At 71.8% G+C, this 836-nt stretch carries 1 protein-coding gene; it reads right to left on the minus strand.

The genetic code is table 11. The features are described 5' to 3' along the window. Positions 1-836 (minus strand): SidA/IucD/PvdA family monooxygenase (locus tag PV721_RS43625; RefSeq protein WP_319734458.1); only part of this gene is annotated, 836 nt, incomplete at both ends.

Below are 836 nucleotides of genomic sequence, written 5' to 3' on the forward strand. Positions count from 1 at the left end.
CCGGCGGTTCGGGGGCGGGTGTGCTCCCGCTGGTCGAGGCCGAAGGTGGTGAAGGCGGTCCGTGCGGGCTGGGGGTAGGGGTCCTTGCCGGTGAGGGTGTTGAGGATGGCGGCGCTGCGCCAGGCGGCGAGGCCGAGGTCGGGGGCTCCGACGCCGTGGGTGTGGCGTTCGCCGTTCTGGACGAAGATGCTGCCGCTGACGGTGGGGTCGAGGATCATCCGGTAGCGGTCGTCGATGCGGGGGCGGCCGGCGGAGTCCTTGCGCAGGTAGGGGTCGAGGCCTGCGAGGAGGTTGCTGAGGGGGCGTTCCTGGTAGCCGGTGGCGAGGACGACGGCGTCGGTGGTGAGGCGGGAGCGGGTGCCCTGTTCGACGTGTTCGAGGTGGAGTTCGACTTTGGTGGTGGCGACGCGGCCGGCGGTGCGGACGCTGACGCCGGGGGTGAGGACGGCGTCGGGCCAGCCGCCGTGGAGGGTGCGGCGGTAGAGCTCCGCGTGGATGGCGGCGATGGTGTCGGCGTCGATGCCCTTGTGGAGTTGCCATTGGGCGGGGACGAGCTGGTTGCGTACGGGTTCGGGGAGGGAGTGGAAGTAGCGGGTGTAGTCGGGGGTGAAGTGTTCGAGGCCGAGCTTGGAGTACTCCATGGGGGCGAAGGAGGGGGTCCGGGCGAGCCAGGTGAGGCGTTCGCGGCCGGCGGGGCGGGCGCGCAGGAGGTCGAGGAAGACTTCGGCGCCGGACTGGCCCGATCCGATGACGGTGACGTGGTCGGCGCCGAGGATGCGCGGGCGGTTGTCGAGGTAGTCGGCGGAGTGGATGACGGGGACGGTGGGGGCTTCGGC

Origin of the sequence: Streptomyces sp. MB09-01, from assembly GCF_033794505.1 — a bacterium.
Classification (GTDB): Bacteria; Actinomycetota; Actinomycetes; order Streptomycetales; family Streptomycetaceae; genus Streptomyces.